Below are 15,705 nucleotides of genomic sequence, written 5' to 3'. Positions count from 1 at the left end.
GATATTGGAAATCACAACACGACGAGCCCTGAAGGCCTGACCGATCAATCGTAGTCGAACAAAGCCCCTTCCAGCCGCTGCGAGACCTTGTTACCAATCTCACGCGCAATCGATTCTGGATCGATGCCATTCGCACCAGATATGGTGATCTGAATGTGGTTGGTCTGGTTGACTGACGGCCTGGTTGTCTGAGGTGCTGACGCCCCGGCAGTTGGTGTTTGATAACCAGACTGCATGATGGCTTGCACAACAGGTTCTGGAAGCGTGTATGCGTCAAGATTAGGCGTTGCAGCAGCGGGTACCGCGTAAGCCGCTGCCCCCAATGCTGCCGTGGACTTCAACAATCTGGTGATGCGGGCTGGCAGAATGAAGCCATCACGCTCTGGCGCAAACAGTTCCGGCCCACGCTCTCCCACCAGATAGGTGCCGCCTGCCGCAACAGGGCCGCCACTGGCACGCGCACCACTGATGGCCTGCTCACCTTGTGGTGTAACACCAGGAACGGCAGCAGCTTGTCCTGATCCACTGAACCAAGAACTGACAGCGCTACCGATACCCCTGGCTCCTTCCAAGGCTTTGCTGATCCAGCCGACAAGTGTCTGGAACTTTTCAATCACGCCCATGATAGCACCACCAACGACGGTGCCAATGTTTTCGCCCCAACTGCGCCATTGGTCACCATTGGCCCGCACCTCACCGGTCAGCCCTGAAAACTTGTCCCATAACCATGAAACACCATCGATAATGGGCTGAATCGCTGGCATAACCGGGGTAAGCGCAGCTTTTAGACCAGTGCCAAAACCCTCAAAGAAGGTCACCAAGCCTGACCAGTTATTGTAAATCCAGACACCAGCCGCCGCGACCGCCGCCGCAATTGCACCGATACCGGTTGAGATCAGCGCAACCCGCATCGCAATCAATGCCCCGCGTACCAATGCCATGGGATTTAAAAGTGCCAGCAGGTTTCGGCCAAGCATTGAAAGCGCCGTGCCTGTACCAAGTCCTGACGCAACAAAGCTGAATGAAGCCGCTGCCAGAGCAAGCCCCCGGAAACCGGCAATAATTGGTCCGAATGTTACGGCCAGCAACATTCGTCCAAGGGAAACAACAGCCCCGCCTATAGCCAGAATACCCCGAGAGGCCATGAGACCAATTGAAGCAACCTGCAACAAACCACCCTTGAGGAACAACAGTCCCCACTGTGCCGCGATTGCAGCCACACGAAAGGCGACCAGCCCACCAACGCCAAAAATAACACTGCGAACGAGCTTGCCATTGGCTTCAACAAACTCACGCACTTGATGAATGAGCGGAATAAGACCTTTTGACGTGTTGTTGATGATAGGCAGAAGAGTATCACCAATAGCCTTACTGAGATTGCCAAAGGTATTGATAAGTCTCTGCAAAGCATTTTCTGTTGTCTCGGCCCGCGACTGATATTCTCTTTCTGCTGAACCAATATAATTTGTTTCATTTGCTACATAGCCAAGATTTTCCTTAAGCAAGTCGAGATTAGTAATGATTGGCCCAAGCGCATGCGCCTCATCACCAAACAGCTGTGAAACAATTGATCCACGCATGTATGCTGGTAACTTATTGATCCGTTCAAGAACCGTAACCGTGGATTTGACAGCATCCTTTTGCATAGCTTTAGCAAGCTTGACGCTATCAATTCCTAAAGTGCCAAGCGCTTGCCGCTGTGCCTTTGTGGCATTACCACCGCGCACAAGCGCTCGGCCCATGTTGTTGAACGAGGTCGCCGCAACATCCGACTTCGCACCCGCACCAAGCATTGCAGCACCGAACGCCGCAACCTGTGTGGCTGTAAACCCAAACTGCTTACCCTGCGCACCCACACGGCGCACAACATCCAGAACATCCTTCGCAGCTGCAGGCCCTTTGTCCGATAAATGGTTCATGCTGTCTGATAGCGCAGAAACGCCAGCGATCGACAGATTGAGACCTGTCATCATCTTGGCCAAAGACTCGCCAGCCTCGCTTGCGCTAATCTCGAAAGCCACCCCAACCTTCGCAGCCATTTCCGTAAACTCAAGCAACTGATCTTTCGGGATACCCGATTGACCGGCAGCGGCAACGATCTGTGTCAATTCTTTTGATGCCATCGGGATGCGCTCGGACAAGTCCGTCACATCCTTCGAGAACTGCTTGAACTCGGCAGGCGTGTCGAAGTTCACCACCTTCTTGACGTCCGCCATGGCGGATTCAAATTCCATCGCCGACTTGACCGGGGCCGAGATAGCACGTGCCAGTGCATAGCTAACAGCTGCCGCCTCCACCATGCGCCCGCGTATGGCATCCATCTGGGCATTATTCGCCTTGATACGATCTTGCACACCCTTGAGCGCAGCATTAATGCCGCGCATCGGGGCTGTAACTTGATCTACCAATGAGACGATCAGTTTGGAGGTGAGTACGGCCATGATTGATCTCTTATGATGAAGCGCTGTTTTCAGCTTTCAGGATGCGACCGGCCGCTGCGAGATATGCATCAAACCGGCCAATCTCCATATTCTCGACCTGCTCTATTGAGGTGTGCAGGTGGCGAGCCAACGCTGCTACAGCGTCGATGTGGGGATAGCCTCGTTTTCGCCTGCCGCCTGCCCAGCCAGACGGCTCGCCAACTTTCCCAAAAGAGGACGGATTTCCTCACCGATCCTCTCAAAATCGGCAAGATCCATCTCTTCAATGACACCCATTGGCACGCCTGCACTGGAAGCGAAAATGGCGATGCTCTTGCGCACTTCACCATCAACCAGATCAGAAGCAACAAGATCTTTGGCCTTGATCTTGCGGAACGTCAGGCTGGTGTAGGTCTTGCCCTGGTACTCGACAGGAGAGTCAAGCAGCATGGTAATTTTCTCAGACATGAAAAAACTCCAAAGAAAAGCCCGCATCGAGGCGGGCGCTGGTTTGCAATGTATGGTTAGGGCCTAGAGAAGCAGCGCTGATCTGATGCCTTGATACTGGCTGGCACCATTGATCTTCACATCAAAGTCATCCATCTCGATGATGGTTTGACCAGCCACTTCCAGCTTGAATTCGTGCACCGACAGATTGAATGTGGTCTCTGCCTTGCTGCCCGGCTCCCAGGCACCCGGATCGAACTGGCGCAGAAAGCCGATCATGAAAGCCGTGGCGTTGCTGACAGTCCCGTCCTCATCCACCAGCGCGCCTGTCGCCATGAACTCTTTCGTCACCCCCGGCGCGAGACCAAACAGTCCAATCACAACCGGATCAAACGCTGTCTCCACGAAGGATGCTTCCAGCTTGGAATAGCCCATATTCACATCACGGGCCTTGACCATGCCAGCGTTACGGAATTCCTCCACCGCCACTTCAGGCGTGGGCAAGGTGACCTCCCGCGCCTGACCGACGCGGGAGTTTCGATCCACGAATATCGTGGCATTGCGCAAGATAAGGCGCGGCTTTTCCGAGGCCATGTTGTCTCACTCCTGTATCGGTGAATTTATACTGCTACGTTCAGCGTGCCGCCGCTGACCTCAGTCAGCACCCGGTCACGCAACTCAGCGTAGTAGGTGATATTGCGGTGGGCGATGAGACGGATGTCTTCCATCGGCGCTGGTGGCTCGAAATCCACCCCAAGCGTCACACGGCCCTGCGCCATTTCCTCATCGGTGTTACGCTCCTGATCAAGCCAGACACGCCCGCCGAGGATCGCGCCTTCCGCCCGCAATGTCTTCATGAATGCATTACCGCTCTCGATCATGAACTTGAGGTTGGCAAGCGAGAACGGCTTGTCGACGAACTCCAGGTATGACTTTTCGAGCGCATCATTGATGAAGTCTGCCGTGCGCCGCACAGATAAGAACTTCCAAAGGTCATCACCGGTCGCAACACGATTGCCCCAGGTGCGATATCCCTCACCATTCAGGTTGATGATCGTCGCGACGGCCCGTTCGTTGAGGTAGTTCGCCTGCTCACCATAGGTCACCGGGCGGGTTACACCCGTAATGCCATTGATTGGTTTATTGGACAGCGACCACCAGAAACCATTCTGCCGATCCACCCGGCATTGCACGCCCGCAAAACGTGCTGAAGCCGGACGCGGCACATGCGCATTTAAGGTTGTATCCCAAACTGTCACCTTCGGATCAACGATGTAAATGCGCTGACTATTGATCAAACTGCGATAGGCAACAGCATCTTCATCGGTGGTATCAGGACCATCCACGAAGGAAATCGCGCGCAGCTTCTCGGCAACACCCATCGACTCAGCCACAACAGGGTTGATGACCGTGCCTACATTAGCCGTAGCTGTTGCGCCCGTTCCACCGCCATCAGTAATGGTGACCGTAGGGCTGGCATAGCCAAAGCCTGCATTACGAATGATAAAGCCTGTCACCTTCCCGGCCTCAACAATCGCTTCAGCCTTGGCACCAATTCCGCCACCGCCCGTAAAGGTGATGGTCGGAGCAGCCGAATAGCCCGCGCCGCCATTGGTCACGGTAATCGCGGTCACGACACCGCCAACCACCGTTGCGGTTGCAGAAGCACCGGACCCTAAACCTGCGAACACCACATCTGGAGGCGTGACATAGCCCGAACCACCTGCTGTGACAGCAACTGACGCAACCGCGTCACCCGCCAGAGTTGCCGTTGCGGTTGCACCCGTTCCACCCTGTCCCGTGATAGTTACAGCTGGGGTAGAGGTATAACCCGTACCTTGTGCCGTCACGTTGATCGAGGCAATACCATCGGTAGGCGTCGAGGCAGTAAAGCCAGGTTCAAGCAGAATGCGCGGCTTCAGACCAAACTGGCTTTCGCAGGCTAGAGCCGCATGAACGCCCGTCAACGCCGTGCTGCTGCCAAGGATATTGGACAAGGTCGCGGCAGCATCCGCGCCTTCCGCCACCCGATGCACAAGCACCAACGGTCCATGCTGATCGAAGATATCATCAATGGCAGCCTTGAGCGTGCCGGTATTCCCAAGGCTACGCGCCTTTGAAGGATTACCCTTAAGTAAAACCGTCTTGCCAACCGGCCAATCTGCAGGATCTGCATCGGGTGCAGTCCCGATCAGAAAAACAACGGCTGATTGATCGGTTCTGATGAGAACCGGATTCTCATTGCTTTCAGAAACGCGCGTGCCGTGATGAAAGGAAACATCTGCCATAATGGCCTCCAGGCATAAAAAAAGCCGCACGAAGCGGACATGAATTGTTGATTGTGATCAGGTGTTTATGTTGCGCTCGGCCATGTTGGCTCAATTGTCCGCGCTGTTGCTTCATCCTCTGCAGCATCAATCTGCGCTTTGGCTGTCAGCCTGACCCGCTCAATCGCGGCCCCCACCTGCAGCCACTGCCGATGAAGGTCGAGCACCACGCCTGCTACTTCCCGAATGGTTGCACCTGTTATGCCGATTTCGGCAGCAAGCAACGGATAGTCATCCGCATCAGGAATTACTGCAGGATCAAGCCCCAGCACCGTGATTGCCTCTGCTGCCTTGGCCTGGTAGGTCATTGCCTGGCCAGCACCTGGTGTGATGTAGCGATAACGCTCAATCTCTGCCGCAGCATCAACCTGCGCCTTGAGCGTGATCTTCAGCTTCGCCAGATCATTTGGCGACAACGCGGGCGGTGCAAACGCACCATTGGTATAAGCCCAACCGATTGAAACGTTATCCGGGCAAATGATGGCATTGACACTGACCGCATCTTCCGGGCTGTCCACGATTATGATGTTGCTGACAATGCTGCCGTCAAGAATGGCTGCCACTGGCATGTTTTCCTCCTTAATACCGGATGATGATCAGGCCGGGTGTGCCTGCGCCGCCTGAGATGTTACCGGCGCTACCGCCGCCTCCACCACCACCGCCAGGGCCGGCACCTCCACCTGCAATGCCATGGCCAGCACCACCACCAACACCGCCAAAAGGCGATCCGCCGCCAGGCCCACCTGGAACACTCGATCCCGTACCACCAGCGGTTCCGCTTCCACCGGGAAAGTTAACGTCACCGCCAGAAGATCCGCCCCCAGCGCCGCCGTTACCAGATGGATTGGGACCTCCACCCGTGCCGCCATATGCATTCAACGTGCTGAAGGCACTAGCTCCACCCGTTCCGCCAGCACCACCTTGGCCACCTGCCGTGCCACCCGCACCTACAACACCTGCAATTACCTGTCCCGGCGTAACGGTCATGAGCTTGCGTGTATAACCACCCCCACCGCCTCCACCTGCTGAACCGCCTGTGCCAACACCACCGCCTCCACCGCCGCCGCCCCACATTTGAACATCAATCAAGGTGACACCGGTCGGCACCGTAAAGTTGCCCGATGCTGTCATCACCTGAATGCCAACGGGAGGACGGGGAAGCGCATTAACACGAGCTGTCAAACCAGCAGGCGTTACAGCACGCTCGGCATCGGTACCAGCCTGTGTCTCGGCATCGGTCGCAAGCTCAACAATGCCTCTCCGGGTGGTGGTAGCAACCCATTCTTCCCATTCTGTTGCCGTTCGTCGCCAGTATCTACCTGTATCCGAAGCGGCGATGATGGTGCCGACAGGAGCACTGACAATCCGCCAGACAATGCCGTTCCACATCGCCAGTTTACCGACAGCGCCATTCCAGGCACCTGTGGGAGCGGTGGGGACAAGGTAAGTATCGCCCTGCACCGGCGAGACCGGCGGTGTTTGCACGCTGATGCTGTTAACCGCAATAAACGGTGTGCGCATCAGGCGAGCCAGATCGACAGCAACATCAGTGCTCAGATTGACCGTGATCTGCGCCGTGGACGATACCGGAAATACGATATCAGTTGTCAGCTCAACTGATACCCCCTGCCCTGGCGCTCGCTTCTCAACAAGCGGATGACGCGCGATTGCGATCATATCGCCATCGGCATCGAAAACACCGATCTCACGGATATCGAATGGGCCATCTGTAGCTGGCACAAGCGCAGATACCCGCCACATCTGGGCATTGACCGGATCTACACCGCTCGACAGAATGCCATAACCATTGCCCACCCGGTGCACGAGGTCGATCATTGCCTCATTGGGCGTAATCTGTGCGCCGTTGCCATCTCCCACGCGAATGGTTTGCAATACCAGCGGCGCTCCGCCAATTGCAGCAGCAAGCTTCTGCTGGCCCACCAAGGTGAGCACGCCAAGATAATCATTTGATGCCATAATATTCCTCGCGAGGGATCACGAAACTGTAATGCTGACGCGCAAACGGCTGGCGATGACCGCCCCTGAGAAGGCTGAGGCAGTGCCAGTCAGCTGTGTTACGGGCTCAGTGCCTGGAGCGACACGAAGCCTGGTATGAATGACGGCCCCCGCATAAACAGGAACCTTCGCGCCCGACACCTTGAGCTCAATTGCTTCAAGCCATGAGCGGACATTCTTGGCTCTTCTGGAGACACGCTCCATGCTGACGATTTCTGCTTCAGTCCACGAGCGTCCAAAGGGCGATGTCAGCGAATAGCGATAAGTGTATGGATCCCGCTCCGGGGTTGCCTGCCACCATTCCACAACGTTAAGCGAGAATCCTAGAGCATTGACGGCGCGTTGCATGGCACCAGCACTGCCCTTGATGCTGTGAAGATCCCATGATCCAGCAATGACAGCGCGCTGCACCGCCTCTGACCAGTCACGCTGCCATTCATCAACCGACCACTCCCATGCCAGCCAGGGCAGCAAAACTGGAGGACAGCGGGCAGGACTAAGAACATCCGTTATACCCCAGCCATCAGGCTGACCTGCGAATGCTGCAGCAAAGGCCTCTGACAGCACTTGCTCATAGTCGGAGGCGGCTGGGACGAACGATCGCTGCGGACCCGTATCATATGACAATGTCATCGAGGATTTCCGTTGTCACGGTGACGGACTGCGCAAAGGCTGCTTCCTTGGGACCAGGCACAACATTTGCCAAAGGCGACGTAATAGCGACCGCCTCAACCAGCGCCCGACCCTGTTCGTCCACCACGCTGGCAGCAGCTGCAATCCCGGATACGGTTACCGCCGCACCAACCTTATGCCTGTCTGCGACGTGAGCAGTAATGCGTGCCAGGGCACGCTGGCGAACAAGTTCATTATCCGGCCCCGGCAACACCGTCAGCGTAACTACGACATCATAGGCAATAATTGCAGCGCTCTCGACAAACACCGGACGATCTGTCAGCGGGCGAACAGTGGCCGCAGAGAGCTTGCTCGTAACCGCATCAAGCACTGGTTGAGGGGCGACACCATCACCACGCTTATCCAGCACCATGACGAGCACCTCACCCGGATCAACCAGCCCGCTTTCAGGGCCATATACCGCCACTGATTTGATCTGCGGATGCGCTTCCAAAGCCCACCAGATATAGGCCCCGTAAGGCCCGGCCGTGCTAATAGCCTCAACCGCCATCTGGCGACGGCGGCGTAAGTCTTCATCTGTTTCCATGACATCCGGCACAGGTGGAACAGCCTGCGGATTGCCAGGCGTGATCACCCGCCGGGTTAGTCCGAACTCTGCAGCACGTTGTTCAAGATACGCTCCCCAGGTCGAGGCAAGCATCACTGCGCGAACGGCATCGTTGTAATGCTGCTTCACCAGCGTCATCCGATAGGCAACCTCTTCAATCAGGGCAACGGTCGAGGTGCCCTCAAGAAACAGTGTATCGACAGATGGCAGTGAAGGCTTTTTCAACCGCATGGCTTCCCAGCGGGCAATAATATTCTGTGTGATGGCTGCGACTTCCGCCTCGTAATCAGGTGGAAACAGGTCCGGCACATCACCAAGGCGCGCCAGGTCGATATCTTCAAATCGGCTCATAGCGCTACCTCAAGTGTTTTCTGACCTGCAGGCGTTGCATCTCCTACATGGCCACGCGGCACATAACGACCCGACACCACAATCACGATCCGCCCGTTGGCTTGAGCGTTAGACACCATCACACGTTCAAGTGCGAACCGTGGTTCACCATATTGACGCCCCTCAACAAGGCGCGGACGAAGCGCCTCAGCCGTGGCACGAAACAGCCGCAAACGGTTTTGATCGTTCATTGGCGCATCAATCAGCGAGGGCAGATCAGAACCGAACAACCGGCGCATGACACGCGTGAAGCGCGGCGTGGTCAGAATCACGCCAATTGATTGCGCGACGTGATCCCAGTCCGTGATGACAGCGCCGGTCATGCGATCAAAGCCTACGGAATCGGGCACGTTCAAACCTTCGCAGGCTTCTTGTCAGATACAGACGCCCCCTTTTCATCGGCCTTGATGATAGGCGGCAGAACCTCTTCAAGCCGGTTGTCATGAGGCGGCAGGAAGGCGCGTACCTCGGCCTCGTTTGCATCGATAATGTCTCCAGTCTGGCGATAAACGCCCGCAAGCCAGCCCTCGCGTTTGACACGAAACTTTGGCATGAATGCCTCCCTTGAATTTTGAATGATCAGTTAGCTGGAACGCCAGTATTTGCCGGACCTGCCATGACACCGCCATGGATATGCGTGTCACCAATGTTTTTGCCATTATGCGTGACAGATGCGCCCTCAATCGTAACTGCACCCTTGAGAGTGATGCCAGCGGCTTCAAGTGTAACAGCGCCATCAGTCGCTGTGATGGTGCTGCTGCCAACAGTAATAGTCGTTGTCGCCCCTCCATCACTCACGGCAATCCGAGAGGCTCCGACTTCGAGCAGCACATATTCATCGCCTTTTTGAGAAGGGCGCGTGTTGGTATCTGAAGGCAATGATGCCTGGATTTCGGCATCTGTCAGATCGCCGTTCTGTGAGCTGACACGCACCTGCTGTCCGATTGAGAGTGGAAAGTGCGTTCTCGCCGCTCCTGCAGCCTGCTCCTGCCAAGGTATCCAACCCGTCACAAAACCGCTTGCCAGCTCAATACGGGCTTTTCCCTTTTCGGGATCAACCTCTTTCACAGTACCTATGCGCGAGCGATTACGGTCACGGCGCTCAAGCTCAGCAATCCGATAATTAAGCCTTGCAATATGCGCTGCCAGATCACTCATAGCGGAGAGCCTTCATCTGAATGCCATTCGTAATCATGCGTCACAGGTTGCGCATCCGGTGGCGTAATATCCGTGATCGTTGCATCACCTGGTACACCTGCTGGAGGCTTGATCATGAGAGCATCTGCTTCATAGCCGGTTAAGCCAAAGCGGCGCTGGATCGTCTGCCAGTCAAAAGGCGCGGCATCGGTTCCGATCTGAGCTCGCATCAGCTCGATTTTTGCTGCGATGACCGGATCAACAATGGTTGGCTCGTCACTCTCATCTGGATACGCAGGATTAGGTAAGCGCAGATCAGTCTCGCATTTATCGAAGAAGAGTTTGAGTGGGCTTGCATCCTTTAAGGGCTGGCCACGCACGGGATCGGCCACAAGGTCTGCTGTTATCCTGATTTGCTGTGCAGCAAGACGAACGCCATTCGTGTCGCTTGATGTTCTCAGACGCTCAACATTCTTGAAGGATTGTACCAGCAGCCGGAATATCTCTGCCCATTGGTTATCTGGATCTAACAGAGCATCACCAATTTGGCGAGCAACAATATCTGCATGCATCTCAAAGGCATCATCAGTTGCCGGAATGCCTGTCACGACATTGGACAATCCAGTCTCAGGATCAACTACGATCTGTGATGATGCTATCCCGAACTCAAAAACCAATATGGTTTGGCCATTAGCAGCAAATGACCGCATTGTTGCATTCGGGAATGTCTCTTTGGTGGATGAAGAATCCGTATAAACAGCCAGCCAGGGCCGATCTTCATCAGTCCGCAACGATCCATCCGCGCTTACATCCAGAGCACCAATATTGCTGTCACTAACATTCGCACCGGCAAGGGTACGATTCTTCAGAGCTTCAATGACTGCCATGCGCAAAGCTATTCGAACCAATGACATTGCTTTTACCTTAAGCTATACTATTATGAGAAAGCCAGTCATTGCTTATTACGGAAGAATAAACATGACCACACGTAAGGCAGAACCATTAAAGGTTCCCCATATGCTTTTTGGTTATGGGGAGTTGCTCAATAAGGATCTGGATGAGCTATATAAATTGCGAGAGAAATATAGCGGGAATGATGCTAATATGGTGCGTATACTTGATATAATACATCGGAAAGAAATGCATCAGCAGAATAAGCAGATGGAGAGAATGACAAAGAGCATACTTTGCTACACATGCATAATGACTGTATCAACCATCGTCATGCTTGTCTTGGCAGCCCTTCCAAGCATTCATTCTATATTTGATTGAGCAGCAAAACCCAAAGATTGCTGTAACGATCAGACACCGATTTCACTTCCCACCAGGGCTTACCTGCGCGATCGTTTGCACGCACCCGATCTCCTTGTTTGGGAGCAGGGCCCGCATATTCTGCGCGCGACAGAACAAGCTCAGCCTGCCCGGCTGACAGGTGCGTGTAAAATTTGTTAGCGATGCCATTATCTTCATCGCCACCCGTATGCAGAACAGCCCGCACCGTGACCATCGGACGAGAAGGATCAGCATTTCCATTCTTGATGAATGACAACCTGATCTCTTCGCCAAAGGAGGCGTTGATCTTGGAATCAACCGCCGCCTCAAGTTTGCGCCAGTCCATATCAGGCGTTCAACAGAACAAGACCGGTCGCAGATGGGTTAGCCGCTGCATCGGCTGCTACCCCTATGAGCGTATTAGCAGGCGATGATCCTGCACTTGTTGTTGCCAATCCGGATGCTGCAACGAGATAGATCTCCGCACCTTGCGTCCATGCCTGGGCACTGACCTTTGGTACTTCATAAACTCCATGACGCGAGATCTCGACCTGCTCGCCTGATGCCGCTTTTCCGTTTGCAACACCTACAAGTGAGCCAACCACGACCACATCACCAGACTTCACATCAGCAGTCGCTGTGACAGTGATTACATTGCCGGGCTGAATAAAATTCTTAGCCATAATGGCCTCCAATGATTGAATGAATAAAGCAGCCGGAAACAATTCCGGCCGCAGCATGCTGGATCACGCGCCAGGGTTTTTGTAAGCGAAGCGGAAATCGGTCGCGCCGCAGCCGAAGTCATGCTCGACCGACATCGCAAATCCTTGCTGACCAAATGGCTCATCCATCCGCACGCGGGGGGCTTCGTATCCTTCAAGATAACCCCAGCGGTAGTTGGAACCGAAAGCTGGATCTGCCAGAAGGTACCAGGCATTGCCTAACAGCTGAGAACTTTCCAGCGGCTCAAGTCGTCCTGAGAACATGTTGACGTTGGAGACTGTAGCCGGTGTGATTGAGGCAAGAAGCTTTTCTGCTTCTGTCAGCTTATCCGGCCCGGTCAGCAAGATCTTTGGCGGATTAGCAAGCAAGGGGTTACCTTCAGTGCTTTTCTGCTTCGACATAGCAGCGCGGGCCTTACCCACGTTGTCAACGTCGATCACTGTTCCTGCTGAAGCGAGGTTGTTATGATCAGCATGGAATACATCCTTGCCATCAGCCAACTTGCTGTTAAACGCCGTCGAATAGAATGTCATTTCCTCAAACAGAGCTACCGAAGCACCATAGCTTGCCAGAAGCTCCGAGATAGCGCCCAGATCATCGTTGATCAACATCTGGCGGGTAACGCGCAGAGCAATCGCATAACTGAAAGCCTGAACCTGCTCCTTGCCCTCATTAAAGGTACCGTATTTGATCTCACCGCCTTCCATCACCTTCTTTAAGAGCGGGAAATCGCCCAGCTTCACAGTCGTGTCAGGACGGAAATCCCTGAAATTGCGCTTCTTGGCGAAACGGCGGAATGTTGGCTGGGCCAAAGCATAACGCTGTTCAAGAGCGCGATTGATGGCCCCTTCGAAAATGATCGGGAAGTCAGAGGTTGTGTGCGAGGCGCGGGTGAAAATATCATCAATTTGACGCGCATTAAGCATGCGGCCACCACGGAAGCCCACAGTATCAGCTGCAAGATCAACCAGACCTCGCGCCATATACTGACGTGCACCTTCACTGGGCCCAGCATGTGGAACTGGTGCACCCAAACCATAGGAGAGCGCTTCTGTCATGGAGGCACGGCGTTTCTCAATTTCATCGGTGCCGACCTGAGCGCGTACAGTGTTATTTGTAGGTGCTTCTTGTTCCTTGGCAACTAAGTGATCAAGTAAGGCGGCGCGGAATGCTTCAACGCTTGAACCCGAACGAATGTGCTCATCAGCAAGATGGCGCACATTAGCTGTTTCTGCATAGCCAGAGATTGTGGCTACACGATCGCGCTCGGCACGAACCGCATGCTCAGCAGCCTCTGCAACAGAGCGGGAAGCATCAACGCTATTAACGGCAGCGCGTGTACCCTGAACTTCAGAACTGATGGTGGAACCAACAGCGGAAGTGCCCGCTGCAATAGTGCTCTCTGACATTTCTGCCTCCATTTTTGAGCGGGTGGTAGTGATCATGACTGGGTAGCTCGTTACATCTTGCGAACGAACCTGCGCGCCGGGATCGGCTGGCACTGTCACAAAGCTGATTTCCATAGGTGTCCAGCGCTCGACAATCCGGCGCTCGACTTCATTCTTGTTTTCGGGCTCGATGACCTTCGTACGATTGATGCTGTAACCAACTGAGATATTGCGAACGATGCCTTCTGATACGAGGCTGAACATCCTGTCTGCAGCTGCATCGACACCAACTGAGGGGAAGCGGATTGTGGCGCGGCCTTCTGTACCTTCGATCCAGGCCCGTTCGACGACACCAACTTGCGAATGCGATGACCAAATACTGTGACTATCGAGAGCTGGAGCGCCTGCATTCAACCGCGTGAGGTCAATCGCCTCACTACTAACCTCAAGCACCTCATCGAATGGCACAGCAGAGTCCCATCCTGCCCACCGTGTGCGTCGCACTGCTGCTCCTGTGGTAAAGACCACGTTTACAGTGCGTGCATTCACATCAATAGATGTGTCCGCAATAGGCGATTCCCTTGTCTGCATCGGCAACGTTGCCGGATGGCTATAAGCGCCATTATGCATCCTGATCATCCTCTTGTGTAATGTCTGACTGTGCTTGCTGTGTTTGCCCAGCTTGCGAAATGCGGCGTGGATCACTGTCGAAGACAAGTCCCAGAGCATCGAGCTTTGCGTTGTCAGCAGCTATCTCTGACAGAACGTCATCCGGGTTGTAGCCCGTCTCGGAAATGGCTGATGACAGCGACTTGAATCCTGCCCTGACTTCTGCAACCCGTGCAGTTACGTCCCGATTTGGATCAGCCGAATACAATCGCGGTGGCGACCATTCGACAGGTACTACAGGGCTGGAGATTTTTCCGGCGAGATAAGCCGCCTCGCAAAACCAATCCCATACGGGTTGGCACAACATCGGAATGACAATATGCCACTGCAGAGCGCTGATGGTGAGCTTAAAGCCCTCAAGCCCAACCTTGGACGAACTGTAGTTCACCTTGTCTAGGCGACCTGACAACAACGCATGTGGCACACGAAAACCAGCGGCGACAGTATGCAACATGCTTGTTTTGTAAGCATCGTAACTACCAGTGCTCGCTGGCTGTGTGAATTTTACATCCCGCCCACCAACAGCGTTATAGATCATGCCAGGAGCAAACTTTTCTATCCGCTCGCCATTGGCATCGTACACTCCAGGCGGCAAAGGCTTTCCGTCTGGCCCATCCATGGAAATACCAATACCATCATCAATATCGGCACCTGTCATGATGCCAACCATGCAGGCCTCTATTCGCTTACGAACAAGTTCCGCTTCCTCATATCCGGCAAGCGCCTGCAAAGAACTGATGACTGGCGACCCCCAAGGCACGCCCCGCACTTGCGTTCTCTGCTTTTCAAACAAATGCGCTATATCTTCAGCAGGTATCGGCCGCGACGACAGGGAGCCTGGCAAGCCAATAAACGCACCACCAGGATGGTTAGGATACATCCAGTAAGCACGGCGACGCCCAATATCGTCAAACTCAATCCCTTGAATAATATCTTTGCCGCTGAATCGGCCATCACGGGAGCTGTCGATCTGGTCTGTTTCGATGACCTGCAACTGCAGAGGCACTGGCAAACCATCAGATAACTGCCGTCGTCTACGACGCACTATGCCGTCACCAGACTCCAGCATTTCTCGAAATACAAGGGCTTGGAGACCATAGAAATCCAGATGACCGTCAGCATCACAACGGATACACCACTGCTGGAAAAGCTCATTGATCTTTGGATCCTTGGCGCGCGGTGTAATCCCATCACCAATCGTATGCGTGACCAGAACGGACAACGCATTTGCAGCATATGGATTGTTACGTACCAGATCGCGCATACGATCCCGTAACAATGAAGCTGCCTTGGCAATTTCGGCATCCGCTGATGTAGAACGCGTTTTCCATGAATGCATTGCTCTGGAGCGCTGAGCTCCATCATAGCCACGCATCATGATATCCATAGCAGCACGATTGCGTATCCGGCGAGCGCCTGCCTCCGGCGCGATCCAACCAATCGCCCGGTCAAGAAAGTTACTTTTCATGAGCTAGTTCGCCACCAGAATGATCGGAGATTTTCGTCTTTGCGCTAAAGCCTGCTCTGCTTTCAAGCGATCGAGAAGATCCTGCATTTCCTTAAGCGAATGATACTCCACTTCTCGGCGCGTGCCTCCTGAATGGAACGTCACACGCTTTGCACCCATGGCGATCGCTTCTGTAAGGGCAGCGATACGATCATCAATGCTCGACATC

18 protein-coding genes are annotated in these 15,705 nt (G+C 54.3%); 1 reads left to right on the top strand and 17 read right to left on the bottom strand.

The genetic code is table 11. From position 1 onward, the window contains the following. Nucleotides 1-44: 44 nt before the first annotated feature. The 12 genes from VRZ32_RS11345 to VRZ32_RS11290 all read right to left on the bottom strand — a co-directional run bounded on the left by VRZ32_RS11345 (nt 45) and on the right by VRZ32_RS11290 (nt 10,864). Nucleotides 45-2,441, bottom strand: a complete 2,397-nt coding sequence (locus VRZ32_RS11345) for a phage tail tape measure protein (protein WP_414525838.1) — start codon at nt 2,439-2,441, stop codon at nt 45-47. 135 nt (nt 2,442-2,576) lie between these two features. After that, nucleotides 2,577-2,888: a phage tail assembly protein gene (locus VRZ32_RS11340; protein WP_414525837.1), complete on the bottom strand. Its 312-nt coding sequence runs from the start codon at nt 2,886-2,888 to the stop codon at nt 2,577-2,579. Between the two features lie 63 nt (nt 2,889-2,951). Continuing rightward, entirely contained in the window at nt 2,952-3,461 is a 510-nt protein-coding gene (locus VRZ32_RS11335) for a phage major tail tube protein (protein WP_414525836.1), read from the bottom strand. 26 nt (nt 3,462-3,487) lie between these two features. Next, nucleotides 3,488-5,155, bottom strand: a complete 1,668-nt coding sequence (locus VRZ32_RS11330; RefSeq protein WP_414525835.1) for a phage tail sheath subtilisin-like domain-containing protein — start codon at nt 5,153-5,155, stop codon at nt 3,488-3,490. A 65-nt stretch (nt 5,156-5,220) separates the two neighbouring features. Continuing rightward, nucleotides 5,221-5,763, bottom strand: a complete 543-nt coding sequence (locus tag VRZ32_RS11325; RefSeq protein WP_414525834.1) for a hypothetical protein — start codon at nt 5,761-5,763, stop codon at nt 5,221-5,223. 10 nt (nt 5,764-5,773) lie between these two features. Continuing rightward, nucleotides 5,774-7,171, bottom strand: coding sequence for a phage tail protein (locus VRZ32_RS11320; RefSeq protein WP_414525833.1), 1,398 nt, complete (start codon nt 7,169-7,171; stop codon nt 5,774-5,776). Between the two features lie 18 nt (nt 7,172-7,189). Then, nucleotides 7,190-7,843: a phage tail protein I gene (locus VRZ32_RS11315; RefSeq protein WP_414525832.1), complete on the bottom strand. Its 654-nt coding sequence runs from the start codon at nt 7,841-7,843 to the stop codon at nt 7,190-7,192. Next, the gene (locus tag VRZ32_RS11310; RefSeq protein ID WP_414525831.1) at nt 7,827-8,801 is read right to left on the bottom strand and encodes a baseplate J/gp47 family protein; all 975 of its coding nucleotides are present in this window, start codon (nt 8,799-8,801) and stop codon (nt 7,827-7,829) included. The genes VRZ32_RS11315 and VRZ32_RS11310 overlap by 17 nt, the downstream gene beginning before the upstream one ends. After that, a complete protein-coding gene (locus tag VRZ32_RS11305; protein ID WP_414525830.1) occupies nt 8,798-9,190 on the bottom strand; it encodes a GPW/gp25 family protein in 393 nt (130 codons plus the stop codon). Before VRZ32_RS11305 ends, VRZ32_RS11310 begins: the two co-directional genes overlap by 4 nt. Before the next feature lie 2 nt (nt 9,191-9,192). Then, nucleotides 9,193-9,393, bottom strand: coding sequence for a hypothetical protein (locus VRZ32_RS11300; protein ID WP_414525829.1), 201 nt, complete (start codon nt 9,391-9,393; stop codon nt 9,193-9,195). 26 nt (nt 9,394-9,419) lie between these two features. Further along, nucleotides 9,420-9,998, bottom strand: a complete 579-nt coding sequence (locus VRZ32_RS11295; protein ID WP_414525828.1) for a phage baseplate assembly protein V — start codon at nt 9,996-9,998, stop codon at nt 9,420-9,422. Next, nucleotides 9,995-10,864 (bottom strand): hypothetical protein, encoded by an 870-nt coding sequence (locus tag VRZ32_RS11290; RefSeq protein WP_414525827.1) that lies wholly within the window; start codon nt 10,862-10,864, stop codon nt 9,995-9,997. Before VRZ32_RS11290 ends, VRZ32_RS11295 begins: the two co-directional genes overlap by 4 nt. Between VRZ32_RS11290 and VRZ32_RS11285 the strand changes: the two genes are divergently transcribed. Next, complete coding sequence (locus VRZ32_RS11285; protein ID WP_414525826.1) at nt 10,854-11,249, top strand: hypothetical protein; 396 nt, start codon at nt 10,854-10,856, stop codon at nt 11,247-11,249. The genes VRZ32_RS11290 and VRZ32_RS11285 overlap by 11 nt on opposite strands. Here VRZ32_RS11285 and VRZ32_RS11280 read toward each other — a convergent pair. From VRZ32_RS11280 to VRZ32_RS11260, 5 genes are all read right to left on the bottom strand, one after another. After that, nucleotides 11,236-11,595 (bottom strand): hypothetical protein, encoded by a 360-nt coding sequence (locus VRZ32_RS11280; RefSeq protein ID WP_414525825.1) that lies wholly within the window; start codon nt 11,593-11,595, stop codon nt 11,236-11,238. The two genes, VRZ32_RS11285 and VRZ32_RS11280, sit on opposite strands and share 14 nt — an antisense overlap. A 1-nt stretch (nt 11,596) precedes the next feature. Next, on the bottom strand, nt 11,597-11,932 hold the full coding sequence (locus VRZ32_RS11275; protein ID WP_414525824.1) for a DUF2190 family protein: 336 nt from the start codon (nt 11,930-11,932) through the stop codon (nt 11,597-11,599). A 63-nt stretch (nt 11,933-11,995) separates the two neighbouring features. Beyond that, complete coding sequence (locus VRZ32_RS11270) at nt 11,996-13,990, bottom strand: prohead protease/major capsid protein fusion protein (RefSeq protein WP_414525823.1); 1,995 nt, start codon at nt 13,988-13,990, stop codon at nt 11,996-11,998. After that, nucleotides 13,983-15,497: a phage portal protein gene (locus VRZ32_RS11265; RefSeq protein ID WP_414525822.1), complete on the bottom strand. Its 1,515-nt coding sequence runs from the start codon at nt 15,495-15,497 to the stop codon at nt 13,983-13,985. The genes VRZ32_RS11270 and VRZ32_RS11265 overlap by 8 nt, the downstream gene beginning before the upstream one ends. 3 nt (nt 15,498-15,500) lie before the next feature. Next, entirely contained in the window at nt 15,501-15,704 is a 204-nt protein-coding gene (locus tag VRZ32_RS11260; RefSeq protein ID WP_414525821.1) for a phage head-tail joining protein, read from the bottom strand. Nucleotide 15,705: the final 1 nt, after the last annotated feature.

This window comes from Pseudochelatococcus sp. G4_1912, assembly GCF_047501465.1.
Classification (GTDB): Bacteria; Pseudomonadota; Alphaproteobacteria; order Rhizobiales; family Beijerinckiaceae; genus Pseudochelatococcus.
The sequence above is the reverse complement of the archived record's forward strand: the minus strand, read 5'-3'. Positions and strand labels throughout refer to the sequence as shown.

Coding starts and splice junctions, on each gene's coding strand:
- VRZ32_RS11345 (WP_414525838.1), bottom strand. CDS start 2,441: ATGGCCGTACTCACCTCCAAACTGATCGTCTCATTGGTAGATCAAGTT.
- VRZ32_RS11340 (WP_414525837.1), bottom strand. CDS start 2,888: ATGTCTGAGAAAATTACCATGCTGCTTGACTCTCCTGTCGAGTACCAG.
- VRZ32_RS11335 (WP_414525836.1), bottom strand. CDS start 3,461: ATGGCCTCGGAAAAGCCGCGCCTTATCTTGCGCAATGCCACGATATTC.
- VRZ32_RS11330 (WP_414525835.1), bottom strand. CDS start 5,155: ATGGCAGATGTTTCCTTTCATCACGGCACGCGCGTTTCTGAAAGCAAT.
- VRZ32_RS11325 (WP_414525834.1), bottom strand. CDS start 5,763: ATGCCAGTGGCAGCCATTCTTGACGGCAGCATTGTCAGCAACATCATA.
- VRZ32_RS11320 (WP_414525833.1), bottom strand. CDS start 7,171: ATGGCATCAAATGATTATCTTGGCGTGCTCACCTTGGTGGGCCAGCAG.
- VRZ32_RS11315 (WP_414525832.1), bottom strand. CDS start 7,843: ATGACATTGTCATATGATACGGGTCCGCAGCGATCGTTCGTCCCAGCC.
- VRZ32_RS11310 (WP_414525831.1), bottom strand. CDS start 8,801: ATGAGCCGATTTGAAGATATCGACCTGGCGCGCCTTGGTGATGTGCCG.
- VRZ32_RS11300 (WP_414525829.1), bottom strand. CDS start 9,393: ATGCCAAAGTTTCGTGTCAAACGCGAGGGCTGGCTTGCGGGCGTTTAT.
- VRZ32_RS11295 (WP_414525828.1), bottom strand. CDS start 9,998: ATGAGTGATCTGGCAGCGCATATTGCAAGGCTTAATTATCGGATTGCT.
- VRZ32_RS11285 (WP_414525826.1), top strand. CDS start 10,854: ATGACTGCCATGCGCAAAGCTATTCGAACCAATGACATTGCTTTTACC.
- VRZ32_RS11290 (WP_414525827.1), bottom strand. CDS start 10,864: ATGGCAGTCATTGAAGCTCTGAAGAATCGTACCCTTGCCGGTGCGAAT.
- VRZ32_RS11280 (WP_414525825.1), bottom strand. CDS start 11,595: ATGGACTGGCGCAAACTTGAGGCGGCGGTTGATTCCAAGATCAACGCC.
- VRZ32_RS11275 (WP_414525824.1), bottom strand. CDS start 11,932: ATGGCTAAGAATTTTATTCAGCCCGGCAATGTAATCACTGTCACAGCG.
- VRZ32_RS11270 (WP_414525823.1), bottom strand. CDS start 13,990: ATGCATAATGGCGCTTATAGCCATCCGGCAACGTTGCCGATGCAGACA.
- VRZ32_RS11265 (WP_414525822.1), bottom strand. CDS start 15,497: ATGAAAAGTAACTTTCTTGACCGGGCGATTGGTTGGATCGCGCCGGAG.
- VRZ32_RS11260 (WP_414525821.1), bottom strand. CDS start 15,704: ATGTCGAGCATTGATGATCGTATCGCTGCCCTTACAGAAGCGATCGCC.